This window comes from Haloterrigena salina JCM 13891 (assembly GCF_000337495.1).
Classification (GTDB): domain Archaea; phylum Halobacteriota; class Halobacteria; order Halobacteriales; family Natrialbaceae; genus Haloterrigena; species Haloterrigena salina.
The window spans coordinates 1-15517 of record NZ_AOIS01000065.1; the positions used below are offsets into that span (position 1 = coordinate 1).

General features: G+C 63.3%; 13 protein-coding genes, 1 tRNA gene and 1 pseudogene. 6 read left to right on the forward strand and 9 right to left on the reverse strand.

The features are described 5' to 3' along the window. The 3 genes and pseudogenes from C477_RS23900 to C477_RS20515 form a co-directional block, all read left to right on the forward strand. Nucleotides 1–320, forward strand: a pseudogene (locus C477_RS23900) (hypothetical protein); the annotation flags it as partial. A gap of 333 nt (nucleotides 321–653) precedes the next feature. Beyond that, complete coding sequence (locus C477_RS20510; RefSeq protein ID WP_008896481.1) at nucleotides 654–1733, forward strand: DUF1616 domain-containing protein; 1080 nt, start codon at nucleotides 654–656, stop codon at nucleotides 1731–1733. A 429-nt stretch (nucleotides 1734–2162) separates the two neighbouring features. After that, nucleotides 2163–3356 carry a hypothetical protein gene (locus C477_RS20515; RefSeq protein WP_008896482.1) on the forward strand — a complete coding sequence of 398 codons (1194 nt, stop codon included), beginning with the start codon at nucleotides 2163–2165 and terminating at the stop codon, nucleotides 3354–3356. 91 nt (nucleotides 3357–3447) lie between these two features. Here the strand turns inward: C477_RS20515 and C477_RS20520 are convergent, their stop codons facing one another. From C477_RS20520 to C477_RS20535, 4 genes are all read right to left on the reverse strand, one after another. Further along, on the reverse strand, nucleotides 3448–4683 hold the full coding sequence (locus tag C477_RS20520) for an ABC transporter permease (protein WP_008896483.1): 1236 nt from the start codon (nucleotides 4681–4683) through the stop codon (nucleotides 3448–3450). A 2-nt stretch (nucleotides 4684–4685) separates the two neighbouring features. Then, a complete protein-coding gene (locus C477_RS20525; RefSeq protein WP_008896484.1) occupies nucleotides 4686–5957 on the reverse strand; it encodes an ABC transporter permease in 1272 nt (423 codons plus the stop codon). After that, entirely contained in the window at nucleotides 5947–6696 is a 750-nt protein-coding gene (locus C477_RS20530) for an ABC transporter ATP-binding protein (RefSeq protein WP_008896485.1), read from the reverse strand. Before C477_RS20530 ends, C477_RS20525 begins: the two co-directional genes overlap by 11 nt. 698 nt (nucleotides 6697–7394) lie before the next feature. Beyond that, nucleotides 7395–8189, reverse strand: coding sequence for a hypothetical protein (locus C477_RS20535; RefSeq protein ID WP_008896486.1), 795 nt, complete (start codon nucleotides 8187–8189; stop codon nucleotides 7395–7397). 468 nt (nucleotides 8190–8657) lie between these two features. Between C477_RS20535 and C477_RS20540 the strand changes: the two genes are divergently transcribed. After that, the gene (locus C477_RS20540; RefSeq protein WP_008896487.1) at nucleotides 8658–8891 is read left to right on the forward strand and encodes a hypothetical protein; all 234 of its coding nucleotides are present in this window, start codon (nucleotides 8658–8660) and stop codon (nucleotides 8889–8891) included. Nucleotides 8892–8979: 88 nt separating this feature from the next. Then, nucleotides 8980–9126 (forward strand) — tRNA-OTHER (locus C477_RS23710). Between the two features lie 46 nt (nucleotides 9127–9172). Here C477_RS23710 and C477_RS20545 read toward each other — a convergent pair. The 3 genes from C477_RS20545 to C477_RS24870 all read right to left on the reverse strand — a co-directional run bounded on the left by C477_RS20545 (nucleotide 9173) and on the right by C477_RS24870 (nucleotide 10756). Next, nucleotides 9173–9358 carry a hypothetical protein gene (locus C477_RS20545; protein ID WP_008896488.1) on the reverse strand — a complete coding sequence of 62 codons (186 nt, stop codon included), beginning with the start codon at nucleotides 9356–9358 and terminating at the stop codon, nucleotides 9173–9175. A gap of 172 nt (nucleotides 9359–9530) precedes the next feature. Next, nucleotides 9531–10451 (reverse strand): NAD-dependent epimerase/dehydratase family protein, encoded by a 921-nt coding sequence (locus tag C477_RS20550; protein ID WP_008896489.1) that lies wholly within the window; start codon nucleotides 10449–10451, stop codon nucleotides 9531–9533. Nucleotides 10452–10588: 137 nt separating this feature from the next. Further along, nucleotides 10589–10756 carry an HVO_A0556 family zinc finger protein gene (locus tag C477_RS24870; RefSeq protein WP_008896490.1) on the reverse strand — a complete coding sequence of 56 codons (168 nt, stop codon included), beginning with the start codon at nucleotides 10754–10756 and terminating at the stop codon, nucleotides 10589–10591. 456 nt (nucleotides 10757–11212) lie between these two features. On the opposite strand from C477_RS24870, the gene C477_RS20555 reads away from it, so the two are divergent. After that, nucleotides 11213–12445, forward strand: a complete 1233-nt coding sequence (locus C477_RS20555) for a glycosyltransferase family 2 protein (RefSeq protein ID WP_008896491.1) — start codon at nucleotides 11213–11215, stop codon at nucleotides 12443–12445. A gap of 424 nt (nucleotides 12446–12869) precedes the next feature. On the opposite strand, the gene C477_RS20560 is transcribed toward C477_RS20555, so the two are convergent. Together C477_RS20560 and C477_RS23715 are read right to left on the reverse strand one after the other, a co-directional pair. Continuing rightward, complete coding sequence (locus C477_RS20560; RefSeq protein WP_008896492.1) at nucleotides 12870–13853, reverse strand: sugar phosphate nucleotidyltransferase; 984 nt, start codon at nucleotides 13851–13853, stop codon at nucleotides 12870–12872. A 218-nt stretch (nucleotides 13854–14071) separates the two neighbouring features. Continuing rightward, nucleotides 14072–15457, reverse strand: a complete 1386-nt coding sequence (locus C477_RS23715; RefSeq protein ID WP_152423363.1) for a hypothetical protein — start codon at nucleotides 15455–15457, stop codon at nucleotides 14072–14074. Nucleotides 15458–15517: the final 60 nt, after the last annotated feature.

A 15517-nucleotide genomic window follows, 5' to 3' on the forward strand; every position in this document is an offset into this window, starting at 1 on the left:
TGGAACGAGCGCCCGCGGACGCGACCGACCGGGCAGACGCGGACGCAAAACTGTCCGAACTGACCGACCGCATCGACGAACTCGCCGATCAGCTGGCCGCGGTCGAGCGAGAACTCGCGGACCGCGAGCGAGGGACGACCAGCCGGGAGGGCGGCGCCGAGTCGTCGGCGCTCGCCGACCCCGAACTCGCACACAAGATCGTCCACGCGTGCGTTCACTCCGATCGGATCAGCGAGGAAGAGGAACTGCAACTGCTCCGTGACGTCACCGCGATCGGTGCGGCCACGGAGAGAGACGGAAATTCGGCGAACTCCGTGTAGGAATCCGACTCACGAACGTTTTCTGCCCGCCGTACTCGTCGGCTCGCAGTCGACCACGACGGACGGACCTACGCTACTCTCACTCGCGCTAGTCCCTCCACTAGTGCTAGAGTACTAGCGACCGAACTCGAGTGAGAGCCACTAGTGCACTAGTATCACTAGTGCGATCGTGGTACCAGCGCTAGTCCGTCGGCTCCGATAGCGGTAGCGGTCGGGAGCCGGACGCCGATCGCTCGGGTGACGGCTGCGAGTGGCGACGACAGCGGGTTGTGGCGACCCGTCGCACGCGACGATCGGTTCGCTTTTGGGCACGTCCACAGTACGTAGCAGCCAATGGCTGAGACGCGATCACTGGTGGCACTGCTTCCGCGGCCGGTTCGGACGCTCCCGGCCGATCTCGCCGCCGTGTTCGCACTCGTGGTCCTGACGAACGTCGCCGCGCTCGCGCCCGTGCTCCGCGAGACGTCGCTTCGCGTCCCGCTCGGGCTCGCGTTCGTCCTCTTCGTGCCCGGGTACGCGTTCATCGCGGCGCTGTTTCCCGAAGCCGGCGACGATCCGACCGCCGATCCGGAGGCCGACGGCGATAGCGACGGGGACCTCGCCGACGGTGCGAATCGCGGCCCGCTCCCGGTCGGTTCCTTCCTCGACGATCGGTCGGGGATCGACGGCATCGAACGCGTCGCCCTCTCCTTCGGCCTCAGCATCGCCGTTACTCCCCTGATCGGTCTCGTGTTGAATTTCACGCCGTGGGGGATCCGGCTGACACCGATCATGCTCGCCATCAGCGCGTTCACCGTCGGTGCGGCCGCCGTCGCCGCCGTTCGCCGGTGGGAGCTTCCCCCGGACGAGCGGTTCCGGGTTCCGTATCGCACGTGGTACGCGGCGGGCCGCGCCGAACTGTTCGAGCCGGACACCCGCGCGGACGCCGCGTTGAACGTCGTGTTGGTCCTCTCCCTACTGCTCGCGGTCGGCAGCGTCGGCTACGCGGTCGCGGTGCCGCCCGACGGCGAACAGTTCTCGGCCGTCTACCTCCTCACCGAGGACGACGACGGCGAGTTCACGGCCGACAACTACCCGACCGAGTTCACGCGGGGCGAATCCAAGGAGATCGTCCTTGGGGTCGACAACCACGAACACCGGACCGTCGACTACACCGTCGTGCTGGTCGAACAGCGGGTCTCGGTCGAGGACAACGAGACGACCGTCGAGGAGCAACGCGAACTCGACCGATTCGAGACCCGGCTCGGCCACAACGAGAGCTGGCACCATCAACACGAACTCGAGCCGACGATGACCGGGGAGAACGTTCGCCTCGTCTGGCTGCTCTACCCTGGCGGGGACGTCCCCGAGGAGCCGTCGGCGGACACGACGGAGTACTCGGCGCACCTCTGGGCCAACGTGAGCGAGGAGTAACGGGACCGACTGAAACTGACAGCCAGCAGGCGATAGCTACTCGAGCGATGGCCGTCGCGGAAGAGGAGTGCTCGAGCGGACAGCGATCGCGGAGGAAGGGACTCGAGCGACCACTGGTTCTTGGGCGGCCGTCGAGTTCGAGTCGAGCCGGTGTGTTTCGAACCGACACCCGTAACTGAACGTTTCCGTACCGTGACCGGGATCCGCGGCTCCCGTCGTCCGTTCGCGGCAGTAAGAGTCATATTACCGTCACTTGAACGATTCCGTCCGGATACCGACTGTCGGCCGCGAAAACCGATCCGACCGAACGGGACCGCAGCTGCCGCCATCGGCGACGGCGGCGCCCTGTTCGAACATATTTCGTAATTACAGACCGTCCCCCTGACGATAACGGGCGTTTATGACAGGTTTCTCCATGGGTAGGTGTGGATGACAGATCCCAGTGCGAACGACGCTGATCGACGATTCGGTCGACGGTCGACGCTCCTCGGCCTCGGGGGGCTCGCTCTCGGCGGTATCGCGAGTGGACCGACCGTTCTCGGTGACGAGGACGAAGGGGCGACGGGCCAGTACGACGACGAGCGCTCGGGAGCGTCACCGCAACGGTTTCTCAGTCGACTGCGGACCGAAGCGTTCGTCGTCGATATGGACGGAAGCGGTTCGCTCACGACCGAGACGCAACTGGTCGGCGATCCGTCAGGGGAGCGCCGAGACGCTGCGGTTCACGTGACGTCCCGCGGCGAGTCTTCCCGCGACTACGTCGCCGCGGGAATCGACCTCCGAGCGGACTCGCTCACGCTTGCTGATGTCAGCGGCGACGCAGCGATCGCCTACGACTACTACAAGGACGCCGAGACGACCCACCGCGTGCCCGACGACGCGTTTCTCTTCCTACAGACGGGGCCGACCACGTTCGCCGTCGCGGTCCGCGGCGCCGACGCCGAGCGGTCCGGAACGTGGGAGACGCGCGCGGTCTCGAGCGAACTGACCGAGGACGGCTGGCGGGCGATCGAGGTCGACACGGGCGAACTCGATCTCGGGAACCTCCAGCGACAGCTCGCCGGCAGCGGCGTCGAGATCGGCGATATCGGCGGATTGATAGCGATGGTCTCCGGCGGTATCGAGTCCGTCTCGGACCTCGCCCACCGGTTCGGCGGCGACGCGGCCGTCCTCGGACTGGGGATCGGCACCGGCGCCCTGGACGGCGCGGTGACCGAAGCCTATTACAACGGGCTCGAGGTCGCCGGTGAGAGGCGGCCGCTTCCGGCCGCGCTCGCCGTGGACCCCTCGTTCAGCGCTCCGCACGGACGGAGCGACGGTCGGTTTACGGCGTCGTTCTCGTTGGCTACGAACGAACAGATCGTTTCCGCGTCGGATATCGATCCGGATTCGGTCCGGCTCGCCCCCTACTCGCCCGTCTCACCGCCGATACCGGGGTCCCCGTGGGCGGACACCGCCGCGACCGCGGACGGCGTCGACGTCTCGGACGGTACCGTCCGCGCCGAGTTCGTTCCCGGACAGGTCCGGCGCTCGCTGCAGGGCGACCGGTCACGGCCGCTCGTCGTCTACGGCGACTTCGACGTGCCCGAACCGTACACGTTCGTCGGCGTCGGTCACCGCTAGGACGGCGACCGAAGACGCGGCGCTGTCGGCCGGTTGCGTCCCTTTTCCGCGACCGTCTCCGGCTCGGGCCGCGGCCCGCACCGTCCCGGAGTCACTCCGCGAGGTGCTCGAGGCGAGCGTACCGACTGGTGCGCCAGCCGGCGACGGCGGCGCCGAGCGTGCCGACGACGACTGCGATCGCCCCGCCGGCGAGGTAGACGATCGGTGGCGTCCGCAACAGGTTCTCGAAGCCGACCAGCGAGGCGGCGAGGTGGTTCAAGGCGAACGCGGCCGGCGGCGTCGCGAGCAGTCCGAGGAGGCCGCCACAGAGCCCGAGCACGATCCCCTGGCCGCCGATGATCCCCGTGAGGAGCCACCGCGAGAGCCCGAGCGCGCGCAACGCCGCCAGCTCCCCGCGCTGTCGGGACGCGACCAGCGCCAGGAGGTTGACCGTCAACACCACGCCCGCGACGACGGCGAGCACGACGAGGGCGGTCCCGCTGGCCAGCAAGAGGACCTGATCCTCGAACATCGACTCGAACTGTTCCTCGCTCGTGCGCACGTCGTACTCCGGATGGGCTTCCTGTATCTCGTCGCTGACGGCGCCTCGGTTGGCGCCAGAGGCGACGGTCGCGGTCACGAAGGCCGCGCGATCCGACCCCGTTGTCCCGGCGATCTCCTGGAGTTCGCTCAGCGGCATCGTCGCGGTCGTGGTCCCCAGGAACTGCGAGTACGACGAGGAAATCCCGACGACGGTAAACTCCTCCTCGGCCGCGGTCGACGGACTCGTCCCGACGTAGATCGTGTCGCCGACCTCGAGGTCGAACCGCTCGGCCATGCGCGGGTCCACGATCACTTCGCGGGTCATCGGCCCGTCGTAGTCGCCCTCGCCGTAGTGGACGTCCCCCTCCGAGAAGCCGTCGCCCTCCTCGAGGGTCAGCCCGCCGTGTTCGCCCGGCACCCCGACGCCCGAGACGAGTTCGAGCTCCGACGGCTCCGGCTCCGTGCCCACGTAGATCGCGTGAAACGCGATCGGCGACGCGCTCTGGACGTCCTCGCGCTCCTCGACGTCGGCCGCGAGTTGATGGGAGTCGGCGATCGGGTTCTCCATGCCGCCGCCGGCCGTGAGTTCGACCGCGCCGCCCGAGATCCAGACGTCCTGATCGGCCTCGTCGAACCGATCCTGTCCGGTCTCGAGGACGCCGAGGCCGAGCCCCGCGAGCAGGGTCACCGCGAGGACGGCCAGTGCGATCGCGACGATCACCAGTACAGAGCGACCGATCTCGTGGCGGAGCTGGGCCGCCGAGAGGCGCGCGGTCGCGGCGAGTTTGCGGAGTCTGTGAGCCATGGTTACTGTCTGAGTTCGGCGACGACATCCGTTTTCGTCGTGAGATACAGCGGATAGGGCAACGCGAACAGGCCGGCGACGACGGCGATCGCGAGCGCGTACGGGACGAACAGCGGGTCGGTCGTCGCGATCGGCGACGACGTCACCGTCGACGTCGCGATCCAGTTCGTGACCGCGACGCCCGCGTAGCCGAGCGCGATCCCGACCACGGCGCCGACGACCGTCAGCGTCAGCGTCATCACGGCGACGACGGCGAGCCGCGACCGGCCGGGGAAGCCGACCGCCGAGAGGACGGCGAGGGTCTGACGTTCGCGTTCGACGAGCAGCCCCGTCGCGGTCGTGACGAACAGCGTACAGATGCCGATCCCCACGACCAGCGTGATGAGGCTCGTCGCCAACGCGAGGTCGTCGTCCTGCAACGCGGCCAGCCCGGGCTCGGTCCCCGACTCGACCGTCGCGTTCGGATACGTCTCCTCGATCGCCTCGTGAGCGCCGTCCGAGTCCGTGCCCACGAGCACCTGATCGGCCAGGTCCTCGTCGTCGGCGCCGGTCAGCGTCTGGAGTTCGCTCAATCGGAGGACCACCACCGGGAGACCGTCCGAGAGGCTCGCGGTGTCGGCGTCCTCGACGGTGGTCACCTCGTAGGTCCCGGCGCTGGCGTTAGCGGTCATCTGCGACCCACTGACCACCAGCGACGCCCCTTCGGACGCATTGAGCTGGTCGGACGCCGCCGTCGAGAGGACGACGTCGCCGGTCTGGGGGCCGTCGTAGCTCCCGTTCGCGTAGTGGGGATCGCCCGGCTCGAGGGGCGCCGTCGGGACGCCGCCGACCGGCGGTGACGACTCGCGCGGGACGACGCCGACGGCCATGACGTTCACCGACTCCTCGCCCTCGGGCGATCGCGCCTGGACGACCTCCATGAGCACCGGCGTCGCGTAGTCGACGTCGGCCCGGTCGTCGATCGTCTCGGTTCGGTCGTGGACGTCGCTGAGCCGCGGCCCCTCGACCCCGACGACCGGGGAGAAGGTGCCGCCCTCGTGGGGCACGACGCGGAGGTCGGCCTCGTTGTCGTCGGCCGCCGTGTCGCCCGCGAGCGCGACGCTGATCCCGGTGACGGTCACGAGCAGCGCGATCGTGATCGCGACGAGACCGACCGTCACGGCCGTCCGGCGCGGCGTCCGTCGGGCCTGCGTGGCGATTCGGCCGGCGGCGAAGCGAACGATAGCGAGCCAGCGGCGGACTCTCGTGCGCTCGGTCGGCTCCTCATCGACCATCGTCGACCACCGCTCCGTCGAGAAGAGAAATCGCGCGCTCAGTGCGGTCGACCGCCCGCTCGTCGTGGGTCGCCAGGACGACCGTGCGCTCGGCGGCGGCGTCGACGAGATCGTCGAGGACGGCCATCCCCGTTTCCGTGTCCAGTTCCCCCGTCGGTTCGTCGGCCAGGATCACGTCGGGGTCGGTCACCAGCGCGCGGGCGATGGCGACGCGTTGCCGTTCGCCGCCGCTGAGTTCGCCGGGCCGGTGGGTGGTCCGGTCGCCCAGTCCGACCTGCTCGAGCCGCCGTTCGGCCCGTCGGCGTCGTTCCGCTCGGCTGTAGCCCAACTGCACGAGCGGCAGGGCGACGTTCGCGACGGCCGTCAGCGACGGCAGGAGGTGGAACTGCTGGAAGACGAGGCCGACCCGCTCGCGGCGGAGTCGGGTTCGTTCGCGTTCGGAGCAGGCGGTGAGGTCGTCCTCGAGGAGTTCGACGGTCCCGTCGTCGGGCACGATCAGGCCGGCGAGCACGTGCAGGACCGTCGACTTCCCGCTGCCGCTGGGCCCGATCAGCCCGACGACCTCGCCGGTCTCGATCTCGAGGGAGACGTCCTCGAGGGCGGTGACCGACCGATCGGAGCCGGATCCGATCCAGCCGGACCGCCCATCGTACTCGTGGATGACGCCGTCACAGCGGATCGTGACGGATCGACCGGGCGATACGCGGGCGTCGCTCCTCGCGGACGATTCGCTTGCCATGTTCGGATGGGTCGATCGTCACGTCCACCCCTTCGGCCATAGTTTGCATCCGCCTAACTTGGCGCGGGAGAACGCAATCGTCAGGTCCGGGGCGCCGCCGTCGGTTGTCTCTCGTTCAATTGCGGGTCTCGACCGCTGAAACTGCACTTCCTTCCGATTCGGATTCGGCGGCCGTTACGCGAGCCGTACGCCACCGTCACAACCTTGATATTTCAGTCGCTTCACGGAATTTTTCTCGAGTACGACCTTTCGATTAGGGCCGATCCCTCCACCATTATCTCTGGTTACGGATGTCCTAACTCCGTCGAGCGAATAAATATTATATTGAGAAACATTCATTAGTGCTTACTGTAACTGTTGCAGTATGGGGGAAAATCTCGAGCAGCAACTGACAGCTGTCTGTCCGGAGTGTGGCGACGAACGATCCATCAAACAAACCGTCCCGTGGCAACCTGATATCTGTACCTCGTGCGGGTCGAATATTCCGGATTCGAACGCGTGATCCGACGGACGGGGTTGGCAGGCGTGCGGTAGCGGATCGGAAGGTGGCGCTCCGGCGACTGTGACGACTCTCGAACGGCACGGCGACTGCGGCGACGATCGTCTCGAGGGCGATCGGTACGAACAGTGCTTGGCACCGTCGCCGTACTGTGAACTCTTCGGCGTCGATTGACGGACTCGAGTAGCGCATGCCTCGGTCAGCGATCCGCGGGCGTCGGCAGGGCGATCCGACGCACGGTCGTAATGCAGGCGCCGACCAGCGTCCCGGTGACCGCGAGCGCCAGCAGACTCGGCCAGTCGACGAGCGGCACGGGCGGGGACGCCTCGAGGACGACCCGCGCCCACAGCGGGAGGACGAGTACGATTCCGACAACCCAGGCGACGAGCCCCAACTGGAGTCCGAGCAGCGAGCCGACGAACGGCCGGCGTGCGTAGCGGTCCGGGACGGCCACCGCGACGGCGTAACTCCCTGCGACGCTCGCGACGAGCAGCAGGGCCGCGCTGGCGAGCGTTCCGTCGGCCCCGACCAGCGCGGCCACGGTCTCGACGCGCCCGGTCGCGGACAACATCGTACCGACGATCGCGGCCGCGACCAACGCTGCAACGGGGATACCGAGCCTCGAGACGAACCGTTTCGTGTGTCGCGCTCGCTCCGGGTCGGCCCGAGCGGCCGCCGTGAAGCCGCCGACGGCGAGGCAAAACAGGAGGATCGACCCGGCGATTCCCGCGAGAGGTCGATTTCGAACGGCCTGGCTATCGAGCGCGTAGTGAAAGGCGAACGGGGTCGCCCAGAGGGAATCGTGGAACGCGTAGAGTTGCGATCGGAACGCCGGCGCGACGTTGTGGAGGTCCGGGCCCAGCCCCCACACGCCCCCCGCGAGGACGAGCCACAGATCTACCCGTCGGGCGCGCTCGTCGTGCAACGCGACCGGCGTCGCGAGGACGAGCAGTATCGACGCGCCGACGAGGAAGTGGACGATCGCGGGTGCCATGGGGATCGGCCTCGAGACGAGGGTAGCGGGAGTGCGTCGAGAACGGTGGTAAGTGTCATGCGTGCAATCGTAAGGCACAGATTGGGCAGCGGTTGATTTATCGACAATCGTGGGACTCAGTCTCACCTAATAGTCTTGGAAGAACGACTATCCGCTCGAGGGGTATATCACCGGGCGGCGAGGACGTAATCGTGGCCCTTGCTCGCGACGCCGCGATGTGGGCCGTCTCGCGGTGGTGTGTCGATCGACACTGGTGTGTCGCGTGCGATGCAGCCCACATTTGCCGACTCGCTTCCAGTACTATTTGTGTGTCGACCGTCCGTCGGTTACGTCTCGACGCGACAGACTACCGGTCGGGTCTGATGCACTCCTACGGAACTCGAGCGAACGCCCGGTGCGACCGTCGCGGCGGTGCCGGCCGCACGCGCGGGCACAAGCCACTCGTGGTCTGGCAGCGGACCGTCCGGTATGGTCGACGAGCAGCACGCACGCGACAGTGAACCAGGGCGGTACGAGTCTGCCGACCGCAATCGACTGGCGCCGCCGGGGTCGCCGGGCGGGGCGGCAGCGGCGGCGTCGATCCTCTGGGGGCTCGTCGCCTACGTGACCACGGGGTCGCTACTCGTGGCCGTGCTCGTGACGCTCGCCGCGCTCACGACGCTCGAGGCGATCGCCGGGTTCACGAGTGAATGGCTCGAGTGAGCGTCCGGGTCGGTGACCCGGGACGGTCTCATCTCGTCGTGTGAGCGCCAGTGGCTTTTTGCCCGTGGTCATTGTTTTCACGCGGATAGGGTATGTAGTTCAGTCCGGAAGAACGGCTGAACCGTTGCACCGGTCGGGCGAGGGACGTGAGTCCGCGCGGCACGTCGTTCGCACTTGGGGGAGCATTCGTACAGTGTCGGTCAGCAGGCCCGGGGTTCGAATCCTCGCATACCCACTCGCGAGACGGCGGGTCGTTCGGCCAGTGCGATCGGTCGGCAGTGCTACGCGTCCGATTCGGACGGTCCGACCGTGGGGATTTCGACGGCCGACTCGTCGGTCTCGTTCTTCTTCTTGCCCGTCGGCGAGTAGTGTTCTCGAACGTACTCCCGCCCGAAGGGATGTTTCAGAAATCCCCAGTAGGTCATCGTCCGTTCGATTCGGCCCAGCACTCGTTTGCGAACGCTCATGGCCCTACGAGGTGACGACAGCGACTTATCCGTTCGCAGCGTTTCGGGCCGCGTATCGAGCCGTGAGTTGTGGGGATCTCGAGTCGGGCGGTCGGTTTCAGTGGAGCATCGTGCCGTCGGAGCCAGTCAGCGGCGCGTGTCGCGAGCCGCGCGGCTCCGTTCCGAAGCAGTGCTATTCGGTGTAGGGTTCACAGACCTGTTCGACGCCTTCCTCGAGGGAGATCTGGGGTTCCCAGCCGGTTTCCTCGCGCATCTTGCTCGAGTCGGCGCAGGTGTCGTGGACGTACACTGAGTCGGGAATCGGGTTCTCGACGTACTCGGGGTCGATGTCGGTGCCGAGTTCGTCGTTGAGCATCTCGACGAGTTCGTTGAAGCTGTAGGCGTCGCCGGTGCCGAGGTTGTAGACGCCGGTGAGTTCGTGGTCGGCCGCGAGCTCGAGGCCGCGGACGATGTCGTCGACGTGGGTGAAGTCCCGCGTCTGGGTGCCGTCGCCGTAGAGGGCGGGCGCGTCGCCGCCGGCGAGGTCGTCGGCGAACTGGGCGATCACGTTGGCGTACTCGCCCTTGTGTTCCTCGGCGCCGCCGTAGCCCTGGTAGACCGAGAAGAAGCGCATCCCGGCGACGTCCATGTCGTAGTGGTTCGCGAAGTACTCGCCGTAGCGCTCGCGGGCGAGCTTGGAGGCCTCGTAGCCGGTGTTGACCGAGACCGGCATATCCTCCGGGGAGGGCTCGGTCTGGCTCCCGTAGATGGAGGACGTGGAGGCGTAGACGACGGTGTCGCAGCCGTCCTGGCGGGCCTGGTCGACGACGTTGACGAATCCCTCGACGTTCACGCGGGCGCCCGTCGTGGGGTCCTCCTCGTGCATCGCGTACGACGAGAGCGCGGCGAGGTGGAAGACGACGTCGACGTCCGTCGGGAGGTCGTCCTCGAGGACGCTTCGGTTGCGGTAGTCGACGGACGACTCGAGGTTTTCGGCCGTGCCGAGGTACTCGTCGTCGATCGCGATGACGTCGTTGTCTTCGGCGAGGTGGTTCGCCAAATTGGAGCCGATAAACCCTGCTCCGCCCGTTATCAGGACGCGCTGGTTCTGCATGTCAGCACAACTGGCAGCCACCTACGAGAACGCTACGGTCTTCAGCCGTTCGTGAGTCTCGGTCGTGTTGACGGGAGGCCTCGCTGCGAGTGGTGCTTCACCAGAACGAAAGAGGAAGCGGGGACCGGTTTCGGGCGCTACCAAAGCTGTGCGGTAGGCGTCTCGCAGGACTCGCAGACAACGGCGTTCTTCCCTTTGTAAATTCCCTGCACGAGCTCGCCTTCGTCGCAGAACGTACAGCTTTTACCCTCGAGCGCGTCAACTACCGGATGAACGGCGACAGTTCCGTCTACGGTTTCTTGCATATTATCGTACACATCGTAACTTGACGTGTTAAATCCATGGGTTAACCCGGATAGTATCCGCTTGCTCCCGACTATTTGTTTTATTTACACCTATTGTGTTTTTGAAACGGCTCTGTATGGATATATTCACTTTTCCCCCGATCTCAGCTCGACCACGTTCCAGACTAGTATCCCGTAATCATTCTTATTTGAGATATTCATTGACCGATTACTCTCGCTCCGGTACTTTTATCAGTATGATTATCGATACTACTGCGTTCTCATCTCAACGAGATCCGTGACCGTCTCTGACGTCGCTATCGAGATGTTACCGCAGTGTCGTATTGTCGCAGGAGCGATTAGTGCGCTAGTACTCAACACTAGCCTAGTTATTTTTTGTGAAATATGAATAGCTACTGTTAAGAGGCCGGTTCTGTACTAGACAGATCATGCGAGGGAGCTGAAACGAACTCATCCATGGCTTCAAAATCACACTCGGACGGTTCTACTTCGGCAGAGCAGGCTCCGGAGGCGGAGCAGGTCCTCGAGCATCGATCGGCGGACGAACTCCTGGTCGGTCGCGACAGCGACGTTAACCCGGAACTGTCCGTCGTGATGCCGACGTTGAACGAGGAGGAGGGAATCGAAACCTGTATCGGCTGGATCAAGTCGGCCGTCGAGGAGTTGCAGTTGCCGACGGAGATCATCATCAGCGACAGTTCGACGGACCGAACGCCCGAGATCGCCCGCGAGATGGGTGCGATCGTCGTCGAGCCCGACCAGCCGGGGTACGGCTACGCGTACCGCTACGCCTTCGAGCGCGCTCGGGGCGAGTACATCGCGATGGGCGACGCCGACACGACCTACGACTTCAAGGACATCCCGCGCCTACTCAGTCACCTCGAGGAGACCGGCGCGGACATGGTGATGGGCAGTCGCCTCGAGGGCGAGATCAGACCCGGTGCGATGCCGACATTGCATCAGTACATCGGCAATCCGCTGCTGACGAAGTTCCTGAACCTGTTCTACCGGGCCGGCGTGAGCGATGCCCACAGCGGGTTCCGCGTGTTCCGCCGGCAGGCCCTCGACGAGATGAACCTCGAGACGACCGGGATGGAGTTCGCCTCGGAGATGATCATGGAGGCCGGCGCGAAGGACCTCGTGATCGAGGAGACGCCGATCATCTACCACGAACGCGAGGGCGAGGAGACCCTCGAGAGTTTCAAAGACGGGTGGCGCCACGTCCGATTTATGTTAGTTAATGCGCCGGGCTACCTGTTCTCGGCGCCCGGCCTACTGATGAGCCTACTCGGGATGGCCGTGATGGGCATCGCGTACAGCGGTGTCTCCATCGGCGAGGCGAGCCTGGGGATCCACTCGATGATCGCCGGCAGCCTGCTGACGATCGTCGGCTATCAGGTAGCGAGTCTCGGCGTGTTTGCTGCTGTTACCAGTGACCCGATCCAGAAGCCCGAGGACCCGATCACGGAACACGTGGTCGGCTCGTTGTCGCTCGAGCACGGCGCGACGGCCGGCGTCCTGGTGTTCGGCGTCGGCGGACTGTACGCCGCGGGCCTGGTCTACCAGTGGGTCTCGAACGGGTTCGCCTCGCTCGAGTTCACGATGGGAGCATTGGTCGCCTTTACCGCGATCGTCATCGGCCTCCAGACCGTGTTCTCGTCGTTCTTCCTGAGTTCCGTCGACCGGTAGCGCTCGAGCGCGTCCGTCGGTGACTTTTCGCGTTCGTTCTGGTTCTCACGCGAGTCGGGTACGTCGTTTAGACCGGCAACACGGCTGAACCGTTGCCAACAGTCGGTTGTAGAGCGTCGGTCAGCAAGCCCGGAATTCGAATCCTCGCATACCCATCTCTGTGGCAGTTGAATGCGTAAGGTGTACTCGAAGAGGGTGAAAGTACGTTCGAGATACTAGTCGGATACTCGATACTAGTGTGATCGATTTGACGACCCAGGCCGTCTCACGATCCGGTTATGCGACGGATCGCCGGCTCGATGTCGGCGCGTTTTACGAACCCCACCCGTTCGAACCACTCGATCTCCACTCGTCTGACGTGTCGATTGTAAGGCGCGTAACTGAGGTCACGATTCGCTCCGTCCTCGAGTCTGCCCTGTCGTCGTCAGCGAGTGGAAACGGTCTCCTCGAGCGTCATCTCCGGTCCGACGAGTGCGGACTCGACATCCGTCGCGCGGATCTCCGTCTCCGTGTCGATCACCGATCGTTCGATCGTGCAGTCGGCGATCGTGGCGTCGGGGAAGACGACGCAGTCCCGCAGGGTCGCGTCGGTGACTCGGGCGCCCTCCATGACGTGCACGTTCGGGCCGATCGTCGTCCCCTCGAGCGACGCGTCGGGGTGGATCGCACTGTCGCCGTCGAACCGCCAGGCGACGGCGTCGAGGTAGCTCTCGGGCGTCCCGATGTCGTACCAGGCGCCGTCGAACGTGAACGCGTCGACGCGCTCCCGGTCGACGAGCCACTGGACGAACCAGCCCGGCTCGTCGGGATTGTTCTCCCCGTCCAGATACGTCTCGAGTAAGTCGAGGTCCGCCGCACGGAACCCGTAGCAGGCGACCGACACGAGCGTGCTCGGCGGGTCGTCGGGCTTCTCCTCGAAGGCGACGATCTCGCGGCCGTCGTCCTCGAGCTCGAGCACGCCGTAGGACGTCGCGCGGTCGTAGTCGCCGACGTCGTAGGCGGCGAGCGTCGGGGTCCGTCGTTGGCGGAAGAAGTCGACGAACTCGCTGACGCCGAAGCTGAGGAGGTTATCGCCCGCGATGACGATCGTGTCGTCCTCGAGGTTTTCGCGGTCGACGAGCTGGGCGAGCGCGCCGATGACGCCGAACTTCTCGTCCTCGTCGGTCGTGTCTTCGATCGAGAGCTGGGGTTTGTGGTACTCGTTGGTCTCGAGGTGGTCCTCGAACGCGTCCGCGAAGCGTTCGTTCGTCGAGACGTAGACGTCGTCGATTCTAGTGTCGGTCTCGAGGTCCTCGAGCACGCCGTCGATCACGGTCGTGTCGCCGACCGGAAGGAACATCTTGGGCCGGTGTTTCGTGATCGGCCAGAGTCGTGTCGCGTAGCCGCCTGCGAGTACGATTGCATCCATAGGCAATAGTTCTACGTTGTGTATATTGCAATTTTCTATTTGATATATATTGGTTTCCAGATTTCGCCCTAGTACTGGTGTCAAATGGAAATATGTTAACCTTTTTATAAAGAAATCAAAACATTACTAAGAGTTAGGAATTACTGTCTATAATGTGGGCCAGAAGACATTATGATGGATTCCGACAGAGAAATACTTACTGTGACTGACGATCCTTCTTAACAGTAGATCACTACATCTGTATTTTCGAAAACCAGTGCCCGGCTGGACTCGTTCAGCCGCGTGATTGGGTCATACTTCAATCGATACAGTCCATTGTACCGGACTCTGTCTTGTCCCTTCCGCAAAAAGAAGCACCCATCTGCTTCGGACAGGTTACCCGATACGAGGTACTTGCTGGCGGGTGACCACCCAGATGGAAACCCACCTCCAGCCCCTGTCTTGTACGTAGCACGTTCTCCCTCAAAGTCAGTAATCTCCTGCGCTACGAAGTAATGCCCGTATATTCTCTGGTCGAGGTGTTTGTTTGCCCAATCCTTTGCCTCAATCTCCTCATCAGTAAGATGTTCGTTTACTTCGGTAGGGTGGTCTGGGACTACACCAGCCCCTATAAGTTGAGTGATGATAAGAATCCCAATGACTATTGGTGCAATTGATTTATCTGTCCTCTTTGATAGAGAAATAGCCCCTATTACGGCCAATATAATCAGAAATGGTTCTCCGATTCCGATTGCCCGCTGAATAGAAAGGCTAAACGGTGTCGCCACAGCGAAACAGATAATTAGAGCTGCCAATCCAGAGATTCCTAAGAGGCCTGCCGTCTGTCGATCTCTCCGCGTATAGAGAAGCCAAACCCCTGAAACACCGGCGGCAAATAGCAGAAGAATCCAAGAACTATGTTCGAAGAATAGGTAATTCAATCCTCCGATTTTTGTTGCTGCAGGCGCTTCGATAGTCGTATCGATAGATGCTCCAGTGATAATGTATGTGAGTTTAAGGGTGATAGCTTTGATCCAAGTAGTTAACCAGATCATTTGTACCATAAATATTAACCCTGCAATTATGGCATAACGATAAAGATAGCGGGGGAGCAACACGCGATTGTCTCGCATAGCATTGATAAAATTCACTACTGCTACCCCGACCACGCCACCAAGTGCAAGTATCGCACCTATTTTATGCAGACTTGCCATTAGCGCAATTAGAATGACCAGAAGCGCTGAACTCATTTTGTGGTGACGATCAACGATCAGAATAACTGCAACGAGATACCACAATAACAGCATCAGGCCCTGTGGTATTGTGAGAGTAGCATAGATAATGCTAGCTGCTCCAGCTGATGCAAGAATACAACCTAATTTTGCTGCTCGGTCTCCACTAAGCATCGCTGCTAGATAAGAGACTATTACAACAGGGACAAGTGCGAAGAAAATAGTTGACGTTATTTGAAGGGTCGTAGCAGGTCCTAATCCAGAAATATCCATTACGACCGTGTGAAATAGATGATAGATGGGCGTCGTTCCGTAAAAACCTAAATCCGAAATAGCTCCAATACCATTATCAGATACTCTGCTAATGGCAACAGCGTACTTGTCTGGATCCATTCCAATCATTGAGGGTGTTGCTATCCAGATAATTGATCGGTACACTAGACCAGCAATAAT

What these genes read in the sequence shown, in the direction of transcription:
- C477_RS20510 (WP_008896481.1), top strand. Translation starts at nt 654, where the DNA reads ATGGCTGAGACGCGATCACTGGTGGCACTGCTTCCGCGGCCGGTTCGG.
- C477_RS20515 (WP_008896482.1), top strand. Translation starts at nt 2,163, where the DNA reads ATGACAGATCCCAGTGCGAACGACGCTGATCGACGATTCGGTCGACGG.
- C477_RS20520 (WP_008896483.1), bottom strand. Translation starts at nt 4,683, where the DNA reads ATGGCTCACAGACTCCGCAAACTCGCCGCGACCGCGCGCCTCTCGGCG.
- C477_RS20525 (WP_008896484.1), bottom strand. Translation starts at nt 5,957, where the DNA reads ATGGTCGATGAGGAGCCGACCGAGCGCACGAGAGTCCGCCGCTGGCTC.
- C477_RS20530 (WP_008896485.1), bottom strand. Translation starts at nt 6,696, where the DNA reads ATGGCAAGCGAATCGTCCGCGAGGAGCGACGCCCGCGTATCGCCCGGT.
- C477_RS20535 (WP_008896486.1), bottom strand. Translation starts at nt 8,189, where the DNA reads ATGGCACCCGCGATCGTCCACTTCCTCGTCGGCGCGTCGATACTGCTC.
- C477_RS20540 (WP_008896487.1), top strand. Translation starts at nt 8,658, where the DNA reads ATGGTCGACGAGCAGCACGCACGCGACAGTGAACCAGGGCGGTACGAG.
- C477_RS20545 (WP_008896488.1), bottom strand. Translation starts at nt 9,358, where the DNA reads ATGAGCGTTCGCAAACGAGTGCTGGGCCGAATCGAACGGACGATGACC.
- C477_RS20550 (WP_008896489.1), bottom strand. Translation starts at nt 10,451, where the DNA reads ATGCAGAACCAGCGCGTCCTGATAACGGGCGGAGCAGGGTTTATCGGC.
- C477_RS24870 (WP_008896490.1), bottom strand. Translation starts at nt 10,756, where the DNA reads ATGCAAGAAACCGTAGACGGAACTGTCGCCGTTCATCCGGTAGTTGAC.
- C477_RS20555 (WP_008896491.1), top strand. Translation starts at nt 11,213, where the DNA reads ATGGCTTCAAAATCACACTCGGACGGTTCTACTTCGGCAGAGCAGGCT.
- C477_RS20560 (WP_008896492.1), bottom strand. Translation starts at nt 13,853, where the DNA reads ATGGATGCAATCGTACTCGCAGGCGGCTACGCGACACGACTCTGGCCG.
- C477_RS23715 (WP_152423363.1), bottom strand. Translation starts at nt 15,457, where the DNA reads ATGGATCCAGACAAGTACGCTGTTGCCATTAGCAGAGTATCTGATAAT.